The sequence below is a fragment of the Neobacillus sp. C211 genome (assembly GCF_051842875.1).
Taxonomy (GTDB): Bacteria; Bacillota; Bacilli; order Bacillales; family Cytobacillaceae; genus Neobacillus.
The window spans coordinates 67,940-88,635 of sequence record NZ_JBPXRO010000004.1 but is presented as its reverse complement, the minus strand read 5'-3'; the positions used below and the strand labels follow the sequence as shown (position 1 = coordinate 88,635).

At 39.3% G+C, this 20,696-nt stretch carries 15 protein-coding genes and 1 tRNA gene; 4 read left to right on the top strand and 12 right to left on the bottom strand.

Annotation, left to right across the window (positions count from 1 at the left end; all coding sequences use genetic code 11):
• Nucleotides 1-120: 120 nt before the first annotated feature.
• The 5 genes from ACSU6B_RS05555 to hflX all read right to left on the bottom strand — a co-directional run bounded on the left by ACSU6B_RS05555 (nucleotide 121) and on the right by hflX (nucleotide 5,173).
• Nucleotides 121-375: a hypothetical protein gene (locus ACSU6B_RS05555; RefSeq protein WP_215000545.1), complete on the bottom strand. Its 255-nt coding sequence runs from the start codon at nucleotides 373-375 to the stop codon at nucleotides 121-123.
• A 353-nt stretch (nucleotides 376-728) separates the two neighbouring features.
• Nucleotides 729-2,063: a type I glutamate--ammonia ligase gene (glnA, locus tag ACSU6B_RS05550; protein WP_410883443.1), complete on the bottom strand. Its 1,335-nt coding sequence runs from the start codon at nucleotides 2,061-2,063 to the stop codon at nucleotides 729-731.
• A 38-nt stretch (nucleotides 2,064-2,101) separates the two neighbouring features.
• Nucleotides 2,102-2,503: a MerR family transcriptional regulator gene (locus ACSU6B_RS05545; RefSeq protein ID WP_215000541.1), complete on the bottom strand. Its 402-nt coding sequence runs from the start codon at nucleotides 2,501-2,503 to the stop codon at nucleotides 2,102-2,104.
• Between the two features lie 124 nt (nucleotides 2,504-2,627).
• Nucleotides 2,628-3,899, bottom strand: a complete 1,272-nt coding sequence (locus ACSU6B_RS05540) for an aminotransferase class I/II-fold pyridoxal phosphate-dependent enzyme (protein ID WP_410883441.1) — start codon at nucleotides 3,897-3,899, stop codon at nucleotides 2,628-2,630.
• 14 nt (nucleotides 3,900-3,913) lie between these two features.
• Entirely contained in the window at nucleotides 3,914-5,173 is a 1,260-nt protein-coding gene (gene hflX, locus ACSU6B_RS05535) for a GTPase HflX (RefSeq protein ID WP_215000537.1), read from the bottom strand.
• Between the two features lie 194 nt (nucleotides 5,174-5,367).
• Here hflX and ACSU6B_RS05530 point away from each other — a divergent pair, with 194 nt between their 5' ends.
• Nucleotides 5,368-5,973, top strand: coding sequence for a trimeric intracellular cation channel family protein (locus ACSU6B_RS05530; protein ID WP_214716009.1), 606 nt, complete (start codon nucleotides 5,368-5,370; stop codon nucleotides 5,971-5,973).
• A 53-nt stretch (nucleotides 5,974-6,026) separates the two neighbouring features.
• Here ACSU6B_RS05530 and spoVK read toward each other — a convergent pair whose 3' ends face one another.
• The 3 genes from spoVK to miaA form a co-directional block, all read right to left on the bottom strand.
• Nucleotides 6,027-6,974: a stage V sporulation protein K gene (gene spoVK, locus ACSU6B_RS05525; protein ID WP_088086526.1), complete on the bottom strand. Its 948-nt coding sequence runs from the start codon at nucleotides 6,972-6,974 to the stop codon at nucleotides 6,027-6,029.
• Between the two features lie 198 nt (nucleotides 6,975-7,172).
• Nucleotides 7,173-7,403, bottom strand: coding sequence for an RNA chaperone Hfq (hfq, locus tag ACSU6B_RS05520; protein WP_088086525.1), 231 nt, complete (start codon nucleotides 7,401-7,403; stop codon nucleotides 7,173-7,175).
• A gap of 26 nt (nucleotides 7,404-7,429) precedes the next feature.
• Complete coding sequence (miaA, locus tag ACSU6B_RS05515; RefSeq protein ID WP_410883733.1) at nucleotides 7,430-8,386, bottom strand: tRNA (adenosine(37)-N6)-dimethylallyltransferase MiaA; 957 nt, start codon at nucleotides 8,384-8,386, stop codon at nucleotides 7,430-7,432.
• 309 nt (nucleotides 8,387-8,695) lie between these two features.
• Here miaA and mreBH point away from each other — a divergent pair, with 309 nt between their 5' ends.
• Entirely contained in the window at nucleotides 8,696-9,703 is a 1,008-nt protein-coding gene (gene mreBH, locus ACSU6B_RS05510; RefSeq protein ID WP_088086524.1) for a rod-share determining protein MreBH, read from the top strand.
• A 314-nt stretch (nucleotides 9,704-10,017) separates the two neighbouring features.
• On the opposite strand, the gene mutL is transcribed toward mreBH, so the two are convergent.
• Both mutL and mutS read right to left on the bottom strand, forming a co-directional pair.
• Nucleotides 10,018-11,934, bottom strand: a complete 1,917-nt coding sequence (gene mutL, locus ACSU6B_RS05505; RefSeq protein WP_410883438.1) for a DNA mismatch repair endonuclease MutL — start codon at nucleotides 11,932-11,934, stop codon at nucleotides 10,018-10,020.
• A 13-nt stretch (nucleotides 11,935-11,947) separates the two neighbouring features.
• Nucleotides 11,948-14,557: a DNA mismatch repair protein MutS gene (gene mutS / locus ACSU6B_RS05500; RefSeq protein ID WP_410883436.1), complete on the bottom strand. Its 2,610-nt coding sequence runs from the start codon at nucleotides 14,555-14,557 to the stop codon at nucleotides 11,948-11,950.
• Between the two features lie 230 nt (nucleotides 14,558-14,787).
• Here mutS and ACSU6B_RS05495 point away from each other — a divergent pair, with 230 nt between their 5' ends.
• Entirely contained in the window at nucleotides 14,788-15,531 is a 744-nt protein-coding gene (locus tag ACSU6B_RS05495) for a YwaF family protein (protein WP_410883434.1), read from the top strand.
• Nucleotides 15,532-15,595: 64 nt separating this feature from the next.
• A tRNA-Arg gene (locus ACSU6B_RS05490) sits at nucleotides 15,596-15,669 on the top strand.
• A 431-nt stretch (nucleotides 15,670-16,100) separates the two neighbouring features.
• On the opposite strand, the gene carB is transcribed toward ACSU6B_RS05490, so the two are convergent.
• Together carB and ACSU6B_RS05480 are read right to left on the bottom strand one after the other, a co-directional pair.
• Nucleotides 16,101-19,286: a carbamoyl-phosphate synthase large subunit gene (gene carB / locus ACSU6B_RS05485; protein ID WP_410883432.1), complete on the bottom strand. Its 3,186-nt coding sequence runs from the start codon at nucleotides 19,284-19,286 to the stop codon at nucleotides 16,101-16,103.
• Entirely contained in the window at nucleotides 19,264-20,370 is a 1,107-nt protein-coding gene (locus ACSU6B_RS05480; RefSeq protein ID WP_410883430.1) for a carbamoyl phosphate synthase small subunit, read from the bottom strand. The genes carB and ACSU6B_RS05480 overlap by 23 nt, the downstream gene beginning before the upstream one ends.
• Between the last annotated feature and the right edge of the window lie 326 nt (nucleotides 20,371-20,696).

Genomic DNA, 20,696 nt, shown 5'->3' with positions numbered 1-20,696 from the left:
GGTGGGGCACGTAGAGACGGACTACGTGACCTTTCCGGAAGAATTCCTACGTGACGTTCCAGAAGAACTGCTTTAATACTCAAAATAAAAAGGAGCAGCCATATGCTACTCCATTAATTCCTATTTCGCTATTCTTGCTTGTATTTCAGATAGTTTCACCTTAAAAAGCACTTTATATACTTTCGTGTCCCCTTCATTAAAACTGGAATGTGTAACATACGTTCCTTTCAAGGTCTTGAGCTGTTCATCAAATAGAAAACATTCCTGACCTTTTGTTCCTGATTCTATCAAACTTAAAATAAGATCAGGCTTCTTATACGTCTTTTCTCGTAGTATTTCTTGGGTTAGAGCATTACAAATTTGCAGTTTATACAATTTAAAGCACCTCCCAAATGTTTACAACTTAAGCATATATTATTTAGGATTAAGTAAACCGTAAAAATTGTGAATTTTTAAAGAACATCAAGCACCTCTTTTACTATTCTATTCCTATTAATTTTATTTAGAATGATCGAGTATGCCTAATTGGCAAAAGAGCCATTGAATTTATTGCCGTCCGAAGTCGTTGAGGAAGAGCAATTTGGGTCGACAATCGGGCTTATTGGCTACCGTAATTGTTATGGAAAAACCGGGTAGGCAATAGGATGGCATTTTTCACTGAAAGAATCTAAGAAAAGAAGCGCGACATAGAAAAACCCTGACGCTAGGCGCCAGGGCTTGAGATAATATTAATACATGCTCATATATTGATCGCGTTCCCATTGGTGAACGACTGTACGGAACATATCCCACTCGATTTCTTTAGCTTCAAGGAAGTGTTCCATAATGTGCTCGCCAAGACCAGACACAATCACTTCATTAGCTTTCAGTTGATCTAATGCTTGAGCTAATGTTGCTGGAAGATCGATGATTCCTTCTTCGATTCTTTCTTCTTTGCTCATTACATAGATGTTTCTGTCAACTGGTGCCGGCGGAGTTAATTTATTTTTAATTCCGTCTAAGCCAGCTTTAAGAAGTACAGCCATTGCAAGGTATGGATTAGCAGATGGGTCTACACTTCTTACTTCAACACGTGTACTTAATCCACGAGAAGCAGGAATACGAATTAATGGTGAACGGTTTCTAGCTGACCAAGCAACGTAGCAAGGTGCTTCATAACCTGGAACAAGACGCTTATAAGAGTTTACAGTTGGGTTTGTCACCGCTGTAAAGGCTGGAGCGTGCTTAAGGATACCTGCAATAAATTGACGAGCTGTATCGCTCATTTCTAAGTCGCCGCTTGGCTGATAGAATGCATTTTCTCCATTTGTAAATAATGAAAGGTTCATGTGCATTCCAGATCCATTGACTCCGTATAACGGTTTTGGCATGAATGTTGCGTGCAAACCGTGTTTACGAGCAATTGTTTTAACAACTAGCTTAAACGTTTGGATTTGGTCACATGCTGTTAATGCATCTGCATATTTAAAGTCAATTTCATGCTGACCTGGTGCTACCTCATGGTGAGAAGCTTCAATTTCAAAGCCCATTTCTTCTAACTCAAGCACGATATCACGACGACAGTTTTCACCTAAATCTGTTGGTGCTAAGTCAAAATATCCGCCTTGGTCATTTAACTCTAAACTTGGTTCGCCTTTTTCATCTAATTTAAATAAGAAGAATTCCGGCTCAGGTCCAAGGTTAAAGTTAGTGAAACCTAACTCTTCCATTTCTTTTAATACTCTTCTTAAGTTATTACGAGGATCCCCTTCAAATGGTTTTCCTTCTGGAGTATAAATATCACAAATTAAGCGGGCAACTTTCCCTTTTTCTGCTGTCCATGGGAATACAACCCATGTGTTAAGGTCAGGATATAGTAACATATCAGATTCTTCAATACGTACAAAACCTTCAATTGAAGAACCGTCAAACATCATTTTGTTATCAAGTGCTTTTTCTAATTGGCTAATTGGAATCTCCACGTTTTTGATAGTTCCAAGGATGTCTGTGAATTGCAAACGAATAAATTTCACGTTTTCTTCGACCGCTAATCTTTTAATATCTTCTCTTGAATACTTTGCCATTTCCTTACCTCCTATTTTTTAAAAAGAAAACTTCCACATTAATGAAAGAATCTTGACATATCTCCTTGACGTAAAGAGGATCGATTGTTTCGACCTAAATGCATCATTTCGTTGCGTAGCAGCTTTCTAAGCTGTTCATCTGTTAATTCGCGCTTAGTCTTTTCTGTTTGTTGCTCAAGAATGTTTGATTGTTGCGCTTTTACTAGGAACAATTGTTTAATGCCAGCCATATTGACACCTTGATCAATTAAATCCTTAATTTCTAGAAGCCTATCAATATCATTTAAACAATATAAACGTCTATTCCCCTCGGTTCTTGCCGGAGAAATCAATTGGTGTTCTTCGTAGTAACGAATTTGCCTGGCTGTGAGTTCCGTTAGTTGCATGACTGTTCCGATTGGAAACAGTGGCATGGAACGGCGAATTTCCTTTCCACTCATCTAATTCCTCCTCCCCTCGGGTTGATTATAATACTATTATATTTCGTGTTAGAAAAGTTGTCAATGATATGTTAGGTTTTCTTACATTAAAATTTTTAAAATAATTGGACACTTAGCTGTTCTCCTAAAACAATTCGATTAATCCTTTATCCGTTAAGTGGTCTATGGCCAGACAAACAGCCATCTTTACGTGTGCATAGGTTAAACCACCTTGTACATAGGCAACATATGGTGGTCTAATCGGTCCATCTGCGGTGAGTTCAATGCTCGCCCCCTGAATAAAAGTACCTGCTGCCATAATTACATCGTCCTCATACCCTGGCATATAACTGGCATGGGGTGTGACATAAGAATTAATCGGTGATGCGAATTGAATAGCCTGACAAAAAGCAATCATTTTATCTCGGTCATCAAACTGGACAGACTGAATTAAGTCCGTCCTTTTAGCATTCCATTTCGGAGAAGAATTCATGCCTAATTTCTCCAACATCGCTGCTGTGAAAACGGCCCCTTTTAATGCCTGCCCAACCACATGGGGGGCAAGAAAAAAACCTTGATACATTTCTTGAAGACTATAGAGGGACGCTCCTGCTTCGGCTCCTATCCCTGGTGAAGTCATTCGATACGAACATGCCTCCACCCACTGTTTTTTACCAACAATATAGCCGCCAGTCTTCACAATCCCTCCGCCTGGATTTTTGATTAGTGACCCTGCGATTAAGTCCGCACCGACATGACAAGGCTCGGTCTCCTCAACAAATTCCCCATAGCAATTATCTACAAATACGACCACATCCTGTTTAATTTCTTTGACAAACGTGATCATTTCTGCGATTTCTGCAATCGTAAATGATGGTCTTGTGGCATAGCCCTTGGAACGCTGAATGCCAATCATTTTTGTATTAGGTTTTATTTTCTTTGAGACAGCCTCCCAATCAATTCCACCTTGATTCGTCAGAGCTACACTATCATAGGAAATTCCAAATTCCTTTAATGAGCCAACCCCGTTCCCACGAAGTCCAACAATTTCTTCAAGCGTATCATAGGGTTTGCCCGTTATATATAGAAGTTCATCCCCAGGTCGAAGGACGCCAAATAAGGCAATGGAAATGGCATGTGTGCCAGAGATTATTTGTGGACGAACAAGTCCTGCTTCTCCCCCAAAGACGTCTGCATAGACCATTTCTAGTGTATCCCTGCCTTGATCGTCATAGCCATACCCTGTCGACGGATTAAAATGTGAATCACTCACTCTTTTGTTTTGAAAGCTTTTTAATACCCGAAATTGATTTGATTCGATTCTATTGTCTATTTCTTTATGTACTTTAGCGATTTGTTGTTCAACTTCCTCTACCAACGGCTGAAGCTTTTCCCCATTTTTTAACTGTTGAAACATGTTTTGACCCCTATCTATATAGTGAATTTCTGTAATTGTCCTGTTATTTGATGATCCTGAAGTGTATATCCTTTGCATCGATAGAATTGATCTTCTTCATCAAACACAAGCTCTCTTAATATTGTCTCATTTTTTAATAAAGAAAGCAGCTTTCCTTCTGTGGACGGAATCTGAACTTCGTAAGAATCCATCATTTCCATAACTACCTTCTCCATTTGCTGCTTCAAGGCTTGACGGTCCTCTTTATCAAATGCACTAATAAATGCGGTCGGTGTATCTGCGGTTGGGACAAAATCTGAATGCTGAATATCTTTCTTATTATATACTGTTATTTGCGGGATATCTTTAACTTCCAAGTCTTCAAGCAGCTTTTTAACTGTTTTTTCGTGATGGAAATAATCTGGGTTGGACATATCGACCACATGAAGAAGCAAATCAGCTTCCTTGACTTCCTCAAGCGTCGATCGAAATGCAGCAATTAGTGTTGTCGGTAAATCTTGTATAAACCCAACCGTATCGGTAATCAAGGCTAGGAAACCACTTGGTAAAATCAATTTTCGTGTCATTGGATCTAGGGTTGCAAACAATTGATTTTCCTCATACGATTCTGCTTCAGATAAACGATTGAAAAGACTGGATTTACCGGCATTGGTATAACCGACAATCGCGACCTGAAAGGTTTTATTTTTCTTTCTTCTTTCTCTGTATCGATCCCTGTGCTGAACGATGACGGAAAGTTGGGTTTTAATTTCATCGATTCTGCGGCGGATATGCCGGCGGTCTGATTCTAACTTTGTTTCACCAGGACCCCTTGTTCCTATCCCAGCCCCCAAACGGGATAATGCAGTTCCCTGACCCGCAAGACGAGGAAGCATGTATTGCAATTGGGCAAGTTCAACCTGTAATTTCCCTTCTTTGGAGCGAGCCCTTTGTGCAAAAATGTCTAAGATGAGCTGGGTTCTGTCGATGATTCGGGCATTTATTTCCGTAGAGAGATTTCTTTTTTGACTGGGTGAAAGCTCGTCATTAAAAATGACTATATCTGCCTCCAGTTCATCCACCAGGACATTAAGTTCCTCCACTTTCCCTTTACCTATATAGGTAGCTGGGTGGCGGCGGTCCCTTTTTTGAACGACCGACATCAATACTTCACCCTGAGCGGTTTCTGTTAGTGCTCCTAACTCTTCCATTGAATAATGAAAACGTAAATCCGTATCCCCATTGGTTTGACAGCCAACGAGGATCGCCTTTTCTTTCGTGTCTTTTTGTTCCATAAGGCATCGTTCCTTCCGAAATCTTCTTTCTCCCATCATAACAAAAAAAGGTTGTATACTCTAATTTGCCCAACATTAGAAAAAACTTATTGTAATTTCCCCATATCTTGATATAATCTTACTGTTTTCTAATATCATTATTACTATTTTCATATAGTTAAATAAAATAAAGATTTCAAGGAGAATTCGGATAGATGACATGGGAAGTTTTAAGTATGATTGGAACAATCGCCTTCGCCGTTAGTGGGGCCATTGTTGCGATGGAAGAGGAATATGATATTTTTGGCGTATACATTTTAGGTATTGTCACCGCTTTTGGCGGAGGGGCGATTCGAAACCTATTAATCGGTGTACCTGTATCAGCACTTTGGGAACAAGGGTTATTTTTTCAAATTGCCTTATTATCCATAACTGCTGTGTTTTTATTTCCAAGCAACCTTTTAAAACACTGGCAAAAATGGGGAAACTTATTTGATGCGATTGGCCTTTCAGCCTTTGCCATCCAAGGTGCTCTTTACGCCGTTAAAATGAATCACCCGCTTAGTGCAGTTATTGTTGCAGCGGTGCTAACCGGAATCGGCGGCGGGATTATTCGTGATTTATTGGCAGGAAGAAAACCAATCGTCTTACGATCGGAAATCTATGCAATATGGGCGATATTGACAGGCTTATTTATCGGACTTAAGATCGTGACGCATTCTTGGGAATTGTATTCTCTCTTTTTCCTTGTGACGGTTTTACGCGTCCTCTCCTATACCTTTGATTGGAAGCTGCCGATACGTAAATTTGAGGCCAATTAATAACTAATCCAATAGAAACGGCAGATTGCTTAGAATCTGCCGTTTTTTTGTCTCTAATCTTCTTCAAACACAAGATCATTACTTCTAATTGTCATTAATTCATGCCTGTCATAACTATTTAACATGAGCAGCCTCATGGCCTGGGCGCGGATCGATTTTTCAATGATATTTCGTACATACCTTCCATTTGAAAAACTATTTGGACTTAATACCGCTTTAACCCATATTAAATGTTCTTTTAACTTTTTTTCCGCCTCATGGCTAAACGTGTATTCTCTTTCGATTAACATTCTCGCCGAAATTTCCATTAGTTGATTTATATTGTAGTCAGGAAAATCAATAACTAATGGAAAGCGTGAATGGAGCCCAGGATTAAGGGTCAAGAAATACTCCATTTCACGGGAGTATCCAGCAAGGATAAGAATAAACTCATGCTGCTTATCTTCCATATGCTTAACCAATGTATCGATTGCTTCTTTGCCGAAATCCTTCTCACCGCCGCGCCCCAATGAGTAAGCCTCATCGATGAACAAAATCCCTCCTTGGGCCTTCTTGATTAAATCCCTTGTCTTCTGTGCTGTATGACCAATATACTCCCCCACGAGGTCCGCACGTTCCGCCTCAATTAAGTGTCCTTTTGTTAAAACACTCATTTTTTGAAATAACTTACCTATTAATCTAGCGACTGTCGTTTTACCTGTTCCAGGATTTCCTTTAAACATCATATGGAGGGCTTGTTTTCTTGCTTTTAAACCCATTTCCTCACGTTTTTTATTCACGTAAATCCATGCATAAATTTCCTTTATCATTTTTTTCATTTCTTCCATACCAACAAGAGCCCCTAACTCCTCTTCAATTTCCTTTAGAGCCGAATGCTCAGGTGGAATGTCCTTTGGAACCACCTGAAAGTCAGGTAACTCTTTTGTCATCGTTTTCCCTATTTGTGAATTGAGAACTACTCTTATTTGGCCGTTACTTTTCATTCTGATGGGTTGGTCCAAAGCTTTCACCTCTCATTTTTACCAACAGTTTATATGATGAGTTTTTATGGCCACTCAGAATTTACATTCTGAACTGATTATTTGCACAAAGGAAAGCATAATCCTTCATTTTATATGTATTCAAACTCCCTGAATTTCATTAAAAAAGTTTTTTATAATAAATAAAAAAAGCCCAATAAATGGGCTCCTAACTATGACTTATTGGTTATCCAGTTCAAGCTGCACGTTTCTTTGCGGTGCAAAAGTTGAAATAGCATGCTTATATACTAATTGTTGCTTTCCTTCTGATTCAAAAAGAACTGTAAAATTATCAAAGCCCTTAATTTGGCCTCTTAATTGAAAACCGTTAAGTAAAAAGACGGTAACATGTATGTTATCTTTGCGGCACTGGTTTAAAAATTGGTCCTGAATATTGATTGTTGTTTTCATTTGTATTTCCTCCTCTTTTATCTCTACTAATATGTATTCGATTTTACTTTAAGCTTTCCTTCAACACAATGTGAAATTTCCGTTATTTTTTTTGAGGTGTCCTCCACATTGGTCATATCAAACCATGATACCTCCATTTTGTTCCGAAACCAAGTTAATTGCCTTTTTGCGTATCTTCTTGAATTTTGTTTTAAATTCTCTATAGCCTCTTCTAAAGGTACTCTACCTTCTAAATAGGCATACATTTCTTTGTAGCCAATTGCTTGGATCGATTGACAATCGCGCAAACCCCTTTGATACAAACCTTTTACTTCCTCGATAAGCCCTTCCTCCATCATTAAATCCACTCGATAATTAATGCGCTCATAAAGTTTCTCGCGTTCCATCGATAAACCAACTATTGCTGTATTGTACAAAAGATCTGGTTGTTGTATGCTTTGGAATTCTTGCATCGTCTTACCTGTAAGATGGAAGATTTCAAGTGCGCGAATGACTCTTCTTACATTATTTGGATGGATTTGTGAAGCACTACCTGGATCCACCTCCAACAATTCTTTATAAAGTGCCTCATTCCCTATTTTCTTGACTCTTTCCTCTAGCTTAAGACGATAAGACTCATCGCCTGGTACATCAGAAAATTGATAATCATAAATGACGGACTGTATATACAACCCTGTTCCACCGACAATAATGGGCAGCTTTCCCTTTTTAGCAATCTCACCTATTTTAGCCCGAACAAGGAGTTGAAATTCAGCAACGGAAAAATTTTCAAATGGCTCTTTAATATCAATCAGATAGTGAGGAATACCTTCCATTTCATCCTTTTTGATTTTTGCCGTCCCAATATCCATGCCACGATAGATTTGCATAGAATCTCCGCTGATAATTTCACCATTATAGAGTTTAGCCATTTCGATACTTAACTTTGTTTTTCCGACGGCGGTTGGTCCGATGATCACTAATAATTTTTGTTTTGAATCCAATATTTTCACACTGCCTTATCCCATTTTCAGTGAAAGCAGGTTTATGATTCCACTTCCACCCCTTTATCGTAACATAATTTTTAAAAGCAGTAGAACATCAAACTAGTATATACATAAAAGTTCATTTCTATGCCGTTAATTGGACATGAAATTTATTTCATCCACTTTTATTCCTAAATAGGGATAATTTTCTTGTAAATTTACAAAAGGATAACGGTTCATTTACAAAAGGCTTTCCACCCCCAAATTTATGGTAGACTAACTCGTAGCTTATTTTGAATGAAAAATAGGGAAATTAGGTGAAGGAATATGTTATCTACTTTTGATATAGGTATTGATTTAGGAACTGCAAATATACTAGTTTATAGTAAAAATAAAGGAATCGTTATTAATGAACCTTCTGTTGTGGCGATTGATACAGTGACAAAAAATGTTGTAGCTGTTGGTACAGAAGCAAAGGAAATGATAGGAAAGACACCTGAAAAAATCGTCGCCATTCGTCCCATGAAGGATGGCGTAATCGCAGATTATGATGTAACCACTGAATTGCTAAAACACATTATGCGCAATGCATCCAAAAAGATTGGTTTTGCTGTGCGTAAACCAAATGTCGTTGTTAGTATTCCATCTGGTTCCACAAGTGTGGAAAGAAGAGCGATCCAAGATGCAGTAAGACAGGCTGGGGCCAAAAAAATCAGCTTAATTGAGGAACCAGTTGCAGCCGCAATTGGTGCTGGATTACCTGTCGATGAACCAGTTGCCAATGTGGTAGTGGATATTGGAGGCGGGAATACTGAGGTAGCAATTATTTCCTTTGGCGGGGTAGTTGCATGCCATTCCATTAAAATTGGCGGTGACCGCCTCGATGAAGATATTATTCAACATGTTCGGAAAGAATATAATATCCTAATTGGTGAAAGAACTGCGGAAAACATCAAAATGGAAATTGGTTTTGCTCTCATTGACCATGAAGAACGTTTCATGGATGTCCGGGGTCGCGACCTATTAACTGGACTGCCAAAAACGATTAAACTATCATCCTATGAAATTCGTGTGGCGATCAAGGAAGCACTATTGCATATTTTAGAAGCCATTCGTGCAACCCTAGAGGATTGCCCAGCAGAGCTCAGTGGAGACATCGTCGACAGGGGCGTAATTCTGACCGGCGGTGGAGCATTATTGAATGGGATGGAGGCATGGCTAAGTGAAGAGATAGTTGTTCCTGTCCAGCTTGCCCCAAACCCTCTAGAATCGGTAGCGATAGGAACTGGAAAGGCCCTAATGTATATGAGCAAGCTCCCAGTAGCTGTGAAATAAGCAACTTGGGCGGCAAGATCATTTCCAGAGATTGCACTCATATTAATAGTAATCAAATTAATAGTAATATCAAAGTTGCAGAAAAATCCTTTTCTGCAGCTTTTTTTCTTTTGGGTCGTCATGAATAGCATGTCTACGTTACCCGATTCATTATTTCCCCTCGGTTTCGGGCACGTAGGACCTCTCTACGTGACCATATTCAATGTTTACCCTCGGTTTCGGGCACGTAGAGCCATCCATCTTTTCAATAAAATCACTTAACCAACACTCAAAAAAAAGAACGCACCCTAATAAAATAGGAACGTTCTTTTTAGTTACATCACCCGTTTAAACATTTTCTCCATCTCATAAACCGAATAATGAACAATGATCGGTCTGCCGTGCGGACAAGTAAATGGATCAGATGCTTTCCTCAAATCATCAAGGAGTGCTTGAATCTCATCATTTCGTAAATGCCGATTGGCTTTAATGGATGCCTTGCAGCTCATCATAATCGCTGCTTCTTCACGTAGTTTCTTAATATCCACCTTTTTCATCAATAAAAGCTGTTCAATCATGTCTTCTATGATTTGTTTTTCTTCCCCTTTTGGGAACCACTGCGGATGGGATCGGACAATAAAACTATTTAGTCCAAATTCCTCAAGAAAAACCCCGACCTTTTCAAGCTCAATTTGGTATTCATTTATTTTCAAAAATTCATCCGTCGAGTATTCAAAGGTTAATGGCACAAGCATTTCCTGCAGTTCTGATTGGACTTGCCCAACTTTCTCCCGGAAATACTCATACTTCAATCGTTCCTGGGCCGCATGCTGATCAATGATATAAAGGCCATTTTCATTTTGAGCAAAAATGTAAGTTCCGTGCATTTGTCCAATCGGATATAACCGTGGAACTCTACTCTCGACCGAAACATTTCCTGACTCAACAGTATTCATATTAGGTTCAATCGTTTGATTACTATCATCAGGTTCGTCATCTGAGTCACTAAATGGATTAATAGATTGCCAACTGTCTCTTCCACCCGTCGCTTCATCACGCTGGAAACTCGGTAATTTATTAACAGGTGTCTCAACAGGCACTTCCATCCATGGACGGGTCTCATGAATAGTTGCAGCTGCAACTGGTTGTTTCCATTCAAACTCTTTCTCATCATTTGCCTGTCTTGTACCTTCATCCAGAACCAAAGAAGTTTGTTCTTCCTTCGGTACATCCTTTTTCACCGCTGTATATGCTGTCGGGATAAGGATCTTTGATTTAAACGCTTCTTTTATAATCGAAGTGACAAGCTCATTCAGTTCCGCTTCTTTACTAATGCGGACCTCCATTTTCGAGGGGTGAACATTGACATCAACGAGTAAAGGGTCCATTTCAATATTAAGGAGCACAATCGGGAACCTGCCGATCGGAAGCAAGGTATGATAGCCTTCCTGAATTGCCTTGGCCAATGGATAGTTTTTAATGAATCGGCCATTAATCATCGTCGAAATATAGTTTCTTGAGGCTCTTGTTACCTCAGGCATCGAAGCAAATCCACTAATTTTGTAATCAAGCGAATGGCCGGTGATTGGAACTAATTGCTTGGCGATCCCCATACCATAGATCGATGCCAGCACCTGACGAACATCCCCATTACCATTCGTTTGCAGCAGTTTGCGATCATTATGAATGAGGCGGAAGGCCACCTCTGGATGAGAAAGGGCCAGTCGATTCACGACATCCGTAATATTTCCAAGCTCAGTATGAATCGTCTTCATATACTTCAAGCGGGCAGGTGTGTTGTAAAATAAATCGGTGATCGAGATATCAGTCCCGCGCCTGCTTGAAGCTTTTTCAAACGTTTCTACTTTACCGCCTTCAATCACCAATCGATTTCCAGCACCTTCTCCTGTAGAAGTCTTCATCTCGAGCCGTGAAACCGAGGCAACACTTGGCAGGGCTTCTCCACGGAACCCGAGAGTCCGAATTCGGAACAAATCATTTTCATTTTTGATTTTGGATGTGGCATGACGTTGAAAGGCGAGTAAAACATCCTCTTCCTCGATTCCATTTCCATTATCGGTAATGCGGATTTTGGCGAGGCCCGCTTCTTCTACCTCAATTTCAATCACGGTGCTGCCGGCATCAATCGAATTTTCAACCAACTCTTTTACAACAGATGCAGGCCGTTCGACTACTTCCCCGGCCGCGATTTTATTGGATAAGGCATCATCCAATTGAATAATTTTACCCATTCGGATTCACCCCCTACTTTAACTTTTTCTGAAGCTCGTACAACAGGTTGATCGCCTGAAGTGGTGTTAAATCCAATATATCTAATTCTTTCATTTTCTCGATTACACGTTTCTCTTTCGAGGAGAGTTCCTGCTTTTTCACATCTTTTGGTTCATCAAAGAAAGATAGTTGGGCAGGTTGTTCTTGTACCTCCACTACTTCCGCTACTTTTACCACATCTTTTTTTGGCGTGTCTAGTTGGTTATCAGACTGCTCGAGTGCTGTTAATATTTCATTAGCGCGGCTGATTAATTCTGACGGCAGTCCTGCAAGCTGGGCAACATGAATCCCGTAGCTCTTATCAGCCGGTCCTTCTTTAATTTTATGAAGGAAAACAACTTTTCCATTATGTTCAATCGCACTGACGTGAATGTTTTTTAACTTATCCAGTTCTTCCTCTAAAACCGTTAATTCATGATAATGGGTGGAGAAAAGAGTCTTTGCCCCAATCTGGGTATGAATATATTCAATGATAGCTTGAGCAAGTGCCATTCCATCATAAGTAGATGTACCTCGCCCGATTTCGTCAAACAAAATTAAGCTGTTTTGTGTCGCATTTGAAATCGCATTTTTGGCTTCCAACATTTCAACCATAAAGGTACTTTGTCCTGAGATCAAATCATCCGCGGCACCAATACGGGTAAATATTTGGTCAAAAATCGGCAGTATGGCTTCTGTGGCCGGAACATTACAACCAATTTGGGCTAATATCGAGATTAACGCGATTTGGCGCATGTACGTACTTTTCCCTGACATGTTCGGACCCGTGATCAACATGACTTCGCGCTCGCTGTCCATGAAACAATCATTCGGAACATATTCCTGGGCGTTTAATACCTTTTCAACGACTGGATGGCGGCCTTCCTTTACAACGACCCGGCCTTCCATAGAAAACTGCGGTTTTATATAGTGCCGGTCTTCACTTACTTGAGCAAAACACTGCAAGACATCAAGCTCACTAATCGCTTTTGCCAAGGCCTGTAGGCGCGGGATTTGTTCCTTCACAATTTCGCGAATTTCGGTAAACAACTCATATTCAAGTTCACCGCATTTTTCTTCAGCTTGTAAAATTAATGCTTCTTTTTCTTTTAAATCTGGAGTAATAAACCGTTCTGCGTTCGATAAGGTTTGCTTCCGTTCATACTGACCTTCTGTTAAAAGATGCAGATTCGCCCGGGTAATCTCAATATAGTAACCAAATACACGATTATAGCCAACCTTCAACGATTTAATACCGGTTTTCTCACGCTCTTCACGTTCAAGTTGGGCAATCCACGTTTTCCCGTTCCGGCTGGCATCACGATATTGATCGAGCTGAGCATTGTATCCATCACGAATCATATTGCCTTCTTTTAAGGAAAGCGGTGGATTTTCAACAATCGACTGCTCCAATAGATCTGTGATCTCTTCACATGGGTCAAGAAGATCGGCAATTTGGCTCACTTTTTCATTCTGCATGCCTGCAAGGATTTGTTTCAAGTAAGGGACCTGCATTAAAGAACGTTTTAATTGAACCAAATCACGGGCATTAATATTGCCAAAGGCTACTCTTCCCGCTAATCGTTCTAAATCGTAAACTTCCTTCAGCTTTTCACGAAGTTCCTGACGCTCAAAATAATAAGACATCAAGACTTCAACGATGGTTTGACGTAATTCAATTTCATTCTGATTGATTAACGGTCGGTCGATCCAGTGTTTTAACATTCTTCCGCCCATAGCGGTCATCGTCTCATCAAGGAGCCATAATAATGAACCTTTCTTTCCTTTGGAACGAATCGTTTCCGTAAGTTCAAGATTGCGCTTTGAATAGTAATCAATTTTCATATATTGATGGATTTGATAGGTAGTGACTGGCTGAAGATGGTCCAAACTTCTTTTTTGTGACCGGTATAAATAGTTAAAAAGTCTTGCGATGGATTGCTTTAATTTTTCTTGATTCAAATCTTGAAGTAAATGCGAATAATTGATATCTATTGAACTATTATCTTCAAACGAAATCGCTAGTACATCGCGTTCACGAAGTTTTTTTTGTAATTCTCCGTCAAAACTGCTAGAGACAACGACTTCCTTTGCACTTAATACGGCTAACTCATTTAAAACTTCGTCAAAATTATTCGATAGTAACGTAACCCGGCTTTCACCAGTTGAGATATCATTGTAGGCAAAACCATAGGTTTGGTCATCAAAGCTTGTGATCGAGGCAATATAGTTATTCTCTTTATCATTTAACCCCTTGCCCTCCATCACTGTTCCCGGTGTGATCAATTGGACAACTTCCCTTTTTACCATCCCTTTGGTCAGTTTCGGGTCTTCCACTTGCTCACAAATGGCCACTTTGTAGCCTTTTGAAATGAGTTGTTCAATATAGTTCGGTGCCGCATGGTAGGGAACGCCGCACATCGGAATCCGGTCATCCGTGCCACCTTGTCTGCTCGTTAAAGTTATTTCTAATTCTTGCGAAGCTTTAATCGCATCGTCAAAAAACATTTCATAAAAATCGCCTAAACGAAAAAATAAAAAGGCATCTTGGTAATCTGCCTTAACTGTTAAGTATTGCTGTATCATCGGCGTATATGCAGCCATAATGACCTCCACTATATAAAGACTTTCGATTTTCTTCGACAAATTATTATACCATAATTCGAGAAAACTTTATTAGGAAGAAAAAACCTAATCGTAGTCAAAATAGAAATAATTAAAATTTCTTAAGAGGAGTAAAAGCATATCCCATAGAATATAATTATTAAGGTAAAACTAGCATTAATTTACAATTGATAATTGTTTTGATTATTGTCTACAGGGGTGGTGGTAATATGGAGGGAGTGTTTGGCCGAAGTAACAAAAACTTTGATTTTGAGATGTTTTCTGCAAGTCACTTTGTTATTATCTCTATCTTACTCTTAGTTTCAGTCTGCCTATTCCTGTTTAGAGATAAATTGAAGGCTAATGAATGGCGACGAACTGAAATCGGGGTCGCTATTTCACTAATCATCATGGAAACGACTTATCATACCTGGATGCTTTTAAATGGAAGTTGGGATGTGAGTCACGCCATCCCATTAGAATTGTGCAGCATCAGTCTGATATTAACCGTCATTTTATTGCTAACTAAGAAAAAAATAATCTATGAGATTTTATTATTCACTGCATTATTAGGCGCATCACAGGCGTTATTAACACCATCATTAAATTATGATTTCCCGCATTTTAGGTTTTTCCATTTCTTTTATACACATTTGATGGAGATCTGGGTGCCGCTTTATTTTACATGGGCAAAGGGATACCGACCGACAATTTGGTCTGTATTAAAATTATGTATCTTTTTGAATGTACTCATGCCGATTATAATGTTGATCAATAAGCTGGTAGACGGAAATTATATGTTCTTAAGTCATAAACCTGACAGTGCAAGTTTATTAGATGTATTAGGACCCTATCCTTGGTACATTTTATCGCTGGAAGGTTTATTAATTGGGCTTAGTTTAATCGTTTGGTTGATATTCCGTGAAAAGGGTGCGAAAAAAAGCGAAGTTACCAGAGACCTGCCAATTCAATAATCTCAACTTTTTATTGACCTTTTAGAATTAACAAATTATAATAAATAACGTTCCTATTTTATTTGTCTCAGTAGCTCAGTAGGATAGAGCAACAGTTTCCTAAACTGTAGGTCGGAGGTTCGAATCCTCTCTGGGACATCTAAAAACCCTTGCCATTGCAAGGGTTTTTTTCTGATTTAACTGTTAATTACTTGGTATAGTTCCTAAATAATTAAATACACCTGTGAAACAAGATTTCGGGGCGTTCCAGGCACCGGAACTATTCCTGATCTAGTACTCCAGTTGTCTCTTGTGAAGACATTTGTTTTTGCGCTTTGGCCACTTGATTGCTTTCATGGTTGAATTCATTGACTTCACTGTATTTTTTAATGTTATCTTGTTTCTGTTCCTTTTTAGTAACAGCTTCCGACTTATTAATATTTACCCCTCCCTATCCTACCAATAACTTTTTGAATTTGACCTGAAAAAAATCTAGTATTACTCTGATTATTAGAGCAACTTTGTCCTAGTGTTAAAAAACGGAATCAATTGTGTATTGTCTTAGCTTCATCATAAAACCAAGCGAGCTCTTATTTACTTCGCATTGGTGTTGTTTGGAAACGAATGGTTTCAAGTACACGAAAGATTGCAACTACTGTATCAAGAGAGGTTAAACATGGAATACCATTTTCAACTGCTTCACGGCGAATTTTAAATCCGTCACGTGCAGGCTGTTTTCCCTTTGTTAGTGTATTGACCACAAGCTGTGCTTTACCATTACGAATTACCTCTAACAAGTTTTCCTCTTCGGATTCGATTTTATTCACAACATTTACAGGAATCCCTTCTTGCTTAAATGCAGCAGCAGTCCCTGCTGTTGCCAGGATTCGATACCCAATGTTATAAAAACGTTTAGCTAGTTCAGCAGCTTCTGCCTTATCTTTGTCCGCAACTGTGAACAATACATACCCGTGGGGCTTGATTGAAGTACCGGCAGCAATAAATCCTTTATACAGTGCTTTTTCCAATGTTGTATCTTGTCCCATAACTTCCCCGGTTGATTTCATTTCGGGTCCAAGTGTTATATCTACTTTTCTTAGCTTTGCAAATGAGAATACAGGGACTTTCACATAAACATTGTTCTCTTCAGGATGAATACCTGATTGAAGCCCGAGCTCCGGTAACGTTTTTCCTAACATTATTTTGGTAGCAAGATTCGCCATAGGAACAAGTGTAATTTTGCTTAGGAATGGCACTGTACGGCTCGCGCGCGGATTAACTTCCAATACATACACTTTACCCTTTGATAAGACGAACTGAATATTAAGTAAACCTACTATTTGAAAACCTTTTGCAATTCTTGTTGTATAGTCAATAATTGTCGCCTTTGTATCTTCTGATAGGCTTTGTGGTGGATACACACCAATCGAGTCACCTGAATGGACACCTGCACGCTCAATATGTTCCATAATACCTGGAATGAATACATTCTCCCCATCAGAGATAGCATCTACTTCCATTTCCTGGCCTGTTAAATAACGGTCAATCAATACCGGCTGATCCTCATGTACTTGGACCGCATTTTTCATGTAATGAAGTAATTCCTCTGTTTGATATACAATTTCCATTGCCCTTCCGCCTAGTACATAAGAAGGCCGAATAAGTACAGGGAAGCCAATTGTCTCTGCAATTTTAACCGCTTCTTCTACAGACTTTGCTGTTTTCCCTAAAGGCTGCGGAATATCCAGAGATGCCAATGTTTTTTCGAACTTTTCACGGTCTTCTGCTGCCTCAAGACACTCAAGCGATGTTCCTAAAATTTTCACACCTCGGCTTGCCAATTCTCCAGCCAAGTTAATCCCTGTTTGTCCTCCAAATTGTACAACAACACCAAGTGGTTTTTCTAAATCAATAATATGCATAACATCTTCGATCGTTAATGGCTCAAAATACAGCTTGTCTGAAATACTAAAATCGGTTGAAACAGTTTCGGGGTTATTATTAATAATAATTGCCTCGTAACCGGCTTCGCGAATAGCCCAGACAGAGTGAACCGTTGCATAGTCGAACTCCACTCCTTGTCCGATACGAATTGGTCCAGATCCAAGTACGATCACACTCTTCTTTTCAGTCACAGCTGATTCGTTTTCATCTTCATACGTACCGTAAAAATAAGGCGTTTCAGATTCAAATTCAGCTGCACATGTATCCACCATTTTATAGACAGGGATAATTCCATTCTCTTTCCGATATTCATAAACTTTACGTTCTGTCATACCCCATAGTTTTGCTATCGTTTTATCTGAGAAACCGATTTTCTTTGCTTCAAGCAAAACCTCTCTATCGCCTTTGTTTTCTTCCATAACCTTCTCAAATTTGACTATATTGTCAAACTTCGCAAGAAAGAAAATATCAATTTGGCTCCACTCATGAATTTGTTCAATCGTTATACCTCTTCTGAGTGCTTCACCTATGTAGAATAAGCGCTCGTCACCCGCAACACGAATACGTTTTTCAATCAATTCGTCATTGATTTGATCGGCATCTTTTAAATTTAGATGATATACTTTTAATTCAAGTGAACGAACTGCTTTTAATAATGACTCTTCGAGAGTACGTCCGATTGCCATTACTTCACCTGTCGCTTTCATTTGTGTACCAAGCTTACGATTGGCCGATTCGAATTTATCAAATGGCCAGCGCGGAATTTTAGTTACCACATAATCTAGGGCAGGTTCAAACGATGCATATGTTCTTTCTGTTACAGGATTCATCATTTCATCTAACGTAAAACCTACTGCAATTTTCGCCGAAAGTTTCGCAATTGGGTACCCTGTTGCTTTTGATGCTAGCGCAGATGAGCGGCTGACACGCGGGTTTACCTCAATGACATAGTATTGGAAGCTCAAGGGATCTAAAGCAAGCTGAACATTGCATCCACCCTCAATCTTCAGTGCACGAATAATCTTTAAAGAGGCATTACGCAATAATTGATACTCACGATCGCTTAAAGTTTGACTCGGTGCTACAACAATTGAATCACCCGTATGGACACCAACAGGATCGATGTTTTCCATGTTGCACACAACAATAGCATTGTCGTTACTGTCACGCATTACTTCGTACTCTATTTCTTTAAACCCGGCAATACTTTTCTCGAGCAGGCATTGGGTAACAGGACTGTATTTTAAGCCGCTCGTTACAGTTTCAATTAATTCCTCTTTATTGTGGCAAATACCGCCGCCCGTTCCTCCAAGTGTATAGGCCGGACGAACAATAACAGGATAGCCGACTTGTTCCACGAATGCATATCCCTCTTCAACCGTATGAATAATTTCACTATCCGGAACTGGTTCATTCAATTCGTTCATTAATGAACGGAACAAATCTCGGTCTTCTGCTTGTTCAATCGCGCTTAATTTTGTTCCTAAAATTTCAACTCCCAGCTCTTCTAAAATACCTGATTTGGCAAGTTCTACGGTAAGATTTAACCCTGTTTGTCCACCTAGTGTCGGTAAAATGGCATCCGGACGTTCTTTATATATGATGGAGCTTACGAACTCAACAGTTAACGGCTCAATGTATACTTTATCTGCCATTTCCGTATCGGTCATAATTGTCGCTGGGTTTGAGTTAACAAGAATGACTTTGTACCCTTCTTCTTTTAATGCGATACATGCCTGCGTGCCCGCATAATCAAACTCTGCCGCTTGTCCAATAACAATTGGTCCTGATCCAATTACTAAAATTGTTTCAATGTCTAAGCGTTTTGTCATCGTTCGTCCCTTCCTTCTTCCTTGCTTCCATTAATTCAATGAAACGGTCAAATAAATAGTTTGCGTCTTCTGGTCCCGGGGATGCCTCAGGATGGTATTGGATAGTAAAAGCTGGATATTTGTCATGCTTTAACCCCTCAACTGTCCCGTCATTTAATGCAATATGTGTTACTGATAAATCAGTTCCTTCTAAAGAATCCATACAAACTGTATACCCATGGTTTTGCGAGGTAATTTCAACGCGATTTGATTCTAAATTTTTAACAGGATGGTTTGACCCGCGGTGGCCAAACTTCAATCTTTCTGTATCTGCTCCGCATGCAAGGGCGACCAATTGATGACCTAAGCAAATGCCGAACAATGGTATTTTCCCAAGCACACCTTTAATCATTTCAATTCCTTCTGTTATTTCTTTCGGATCCCCAGGCCCATTACTTAACATGATGCCATCCGGATTTAGATTAAATATTTTTTCTGCCGTTGTATCATACGGAACGACTATAACATCACAGTTGCGCAGCGTTAACTCCCGTAAAATACCGTGCTTCATTCCGTAGTCGACTAGCACGACTTTAAAACCTCTTCCAGGACTCGGATAGGAACGTTTTGTTGATACTTGTTTCACCTGATCTCTCGTCCATTCTGCTTTCTTTAAATCTGCCACTACTTCTTCAACAATAACATCCATGCTGCAGATTCTTCCTTTTAGAATCCCATGCTCGCGGATTTTTCTTGTAAGCTTCCTTGTATCAATTCCCGCTAAACCTGGAATATCTTTGTCCTTTAAATATTTATCAAGTGGAAATTGACTACGGAAATTTGACGGTATTTCGCAAAATTCTTTTACAATCAAACCATTAATTGTTGGTTCAATTGATTCAAAATCATCACGATTAATTCCATAGTTACCAATAAGCGGGTAAGTCAATGTAACAATTTGACTGCAATAAGAAGGATCCGACAAAATTTCCTGATAGCCGGTCATCCCTGTGTTAAATACAACTTCACCTATCAATTCCTTCTCACTGCCAAATCCTTTTCCAACAAATACAGTACCATCTTCTAAAATGAGTTGACGTTTCATACCATTACACTCCTTCCTTCCATACGCATTATCCTTCTACCCCGCAATCGTTTGATTAACCCTGTTGATCTTCTCTTCCTCGTAAAAGGAGGGTTCATTTTATAGTAATTGGAGGGCATCACGAGCATTTCCAATGATTTACAAATTGAAGTATTTCCGCTAAAAATTCTAATATTGCGTAAAGTTAGAACTACTTTATTCCTAATTTGTATTTTTTACAGGTCATTCCCTATAATCTCCTTATTTGCCACTATAATGTATTATATAAATAAGAAAAATTGTCCACTATTATTGGGTTCATCTATTATATAATCCTTTCATTCCTT

Coding starts and splice junctions, on each gene's coding strand:
- ACSU6B_RS05480 (WP_410883430.1), bottom strand. CDS start 20,370: ATGAAACGTCAACTCATTTTAGAAGATGGTACTGTATTTGTTGGAAAA.
- ACSU6B_RS05495 (WP_410883434.1), top strand. CDS start 14,788: ATGGAGGGAGTGTTTGGCCGAAGTAACAAAAACTTTGATTTTGAGATG.
- mreBH (WP_088086524.1), top strand. CDS start 8,696: ATGTTATCTACTTTTGATATAGGTATTGATTTAGGAACTGCAAATATA.
- ACSU6B_RS05545 (WP_215000541.1), bottom strand. CDS start 2,503: ATGAGTGGAAAGGAAATTCGCCGTTCCATGCCACTGTTTCCAATCGGA.
- hfq (WP_088086525.1), bottom strand. CDS start 7,403: ATGAAAACAACAATCAATATTCAGGACCAATTTTTAAACCAGTGCCGC.
- mutS (WP_410883436.1), bottom strand. CDS start 14,557: ATGGCTGCATATACGCCGATGATACAGCAATACTTAACAGTTAAGGCA.
- mutL (WP_410883438.1), bottom strand. CDS start 11,934: ATGGGTAAAATTATTCAATTGGATGATGCCTTATCCAATAAAATCGCG.
- carB (WP_410883432.1), bottom strand. CDS start 19,286: ATGACAAAACGCTTAGACATTGAAACAATTTTAGTAATTGGATCAGGA.
- ACSU6B_RS05540 (WP_410883441.1), bottom strand. CDS start 3,899: ATGTTTCAACAGTTAAAAAATGGGGAAAAGCTTCAGCCGTTGGTAGAG.
- glnA (WP_410883443.1), bottom strand. CDS start 2,063: ATGGCAAAGTATTCAAGAGAAGATATTAAAAGATTAGCGGTCGAAGAA.
- hflX (WP_215000537.1), bottom strand. CDS start 5,173: ATGGAACAAAAAGACACGAAAGAAAAGGCGATCCTCGTTGGCTGTCAA.
- ACSU6B_RS05530 (WP_214716009.1), top strand. CDS start 5,368: ATGACATGGGAAGTTTTAAGTATGATTGGAACAATCGCCTTCGCCGTT.